This window comes from Streptomyces sp. NPDC014995 (assembly GCF_043080745.1).
GTDB lineage: Bacteria > Actinomycetota > Actinomycetes > Streptomycetales > Streptomycetaceae > Streptomyces.
Genome location: NZ_JBIBVX010000052.1, coordinates 1 through 1,439, shown reverse-complemented (window position 1 = coordinate 1,439; position 1,439 = coordinate 1). Strand labels below are relative to the sequence as shown.

Annotated in this window: 2 protein-coding genes; one reads left to right on the top strand and one right to left on the bottom strand. The window is 67.3% G+C overall.

The window, feature by feature from the left end:
* Positions 1-35 precede the first annotated feature (35 nt).
* Complete coding sequence (locus ACF1A1_RS39315; RefSeq protein ID WP_392006987.1) at positions 36-494, top strand: SUKH-3 domain-containing protein; 459 nt, start codon at positions 36-38, stop codon at positions 492-494.
* A 21-nt stretch (positions 495-515) separates the two neighbouring features.
* Here the strand turns inward: ACF1A1_RS39315 and ACF1A1_RS39310 are convergent, their stop codons facing one another.
* Positions 516-1,391, bottom strand: a complete 876-nt coding sequence (locus tag ACF1A1_RS39310) for an IS5 family transposase (protein ID WP_392006985.1) — start codon at positions 1,389-1,391, stop codon at positions 516-518.
* Positions 1,392-1,439: the final 48 nt, after the last annotated feature.

Sequence of the window (1,439 nt, the reverse complement as noted above, 5' to 3'; positions counted from 1 at the left end):
TGGGTGCCCGACATGCTCAGAGAGGGGCACAACGGATGAGTTTCGAGCACAGCAGGGCTAGGGAGGAGTCCCTTGGCAGGGCATTCGCCGGTGCCTTGCGCGTCGAGTGTGGTCCCGTGGATGTCGAGGCAGCCCGCCTGGCCTACCAGGATGCGGGTTTCGACGTCACCGACAAGCTCGTGGCGTTCCTCGGGAAGTACGGCGAGACGACGGTCTTCTGGCCGTCCCATGTCACCGGGGACGAGACCTCGCTGACGATCTCGGTCGGGGAGGCCACAGAGGCGTTCGCGCCGAACGTGCGGTACTTCGAGAAGCGCCTCGGCATGTCCGCCCTGCCGGTGGGCATCGCCCTCTCGACCGAGGAGATGGTTCTCCTCGCAGAGAACGGTGACATCGTCTTGGGCGGTGACGCAGGAGTTCAGCGGGTCGGGCACGGGTTCGAGGAAGCCGTGAGGGCCCTGATCTCGGGCGACTGGGACATGACGTTCTTCTAGTCGCCGCACCACTGGTGCTGATCACAGCCACTCGTTGATAGCTGCGATGAGGACGGTCGCCTCGTAGCGGACCGCCAGTTTGTCGTAGCGCGTTGCGACGGCGCGGTGCCTCTTGAGGCGGTTGATCCCGCACTCGACCGCGTGGCGCTGGCGGTAGTCGACCGGGTCGAAGTGCGGCGGCCGGCCGCCGCGGGAACCGAGCTTCCGGCGGTTGCGCGCCTGGTCAGCTTTGTCCGGGATGGTGCATCGGATCCCGCGTCGGCGCAGGTAGGCGCGGTTTCTGCGGGAGGCGTACGCCTTGTCCGCCCGCACCCGATCGGGACGGACGCGTGGCCGACCCGGCCCGATGCGGGGCACGCGGACCTTTGCCAGTACGGGTTCGAACTGCGGCGAGTCCCCACGCTGTCCTGCCGTGACCACGATCGCCATGGGTTTCTGACCTTGCTCGACGGCCAGGTGCAGCTTGGTGGTGAACCCGCCGCGCGACCGCCCCAGCCCATGATCACAGGGCTCGGTGAAGATGCCGCCCGGTGGCTGCTTCTGCAGGTGGCCCTGCTTGCGGGCCCCAGCCGCATGCTGATGGGCACGGCACACCGTGGAGTCGACGCTCAGGTCCCAGACGATCGCGCCTTTCGCGTCGGCCAAGGTCTGGAGCCGAGTCAGTATGCGGTGCCAGATGCCGTCCCGCTGCCACCGACGGAAGAGGTCGTAGACCCGGCCCCACGGCCCGTATTCGACGGGAACGTCCCGCCATGGAACACCGGTCCGGACCCGAAACCGTATGCCGTCGATCAGCTGCCGCCGAGGCCAGACAGGCGGTCGCCCCGCCTTCATCCCCTTCGGCAACAACGGCTCCAGCACAGCCCACTGCTCGTCCGTGAGATCTCCCCGACCCATGGACCGCGATCATTCACAGCCCAAGATCCACTTTCGACACACGGCCTA

Bases quoted from the DNA above. Each gene is read 5' to 3' on its own strand.
- ACF1A1_RS39310 (WP_392006985.1), bottom strand. From the start codon at position 1,391: ATGGGTCGGGGAGATCTCACGGACGAGCAGTGGGCTGTGCTGGAGCCG.
- ACF1A1_RS39315 (WP_392006987.1), top strand. From the start codon at position 36: ATGAGTTTCGAGCACAGCAGGGCTAGGGAGGAGTCCCTTGGCAGGGCA.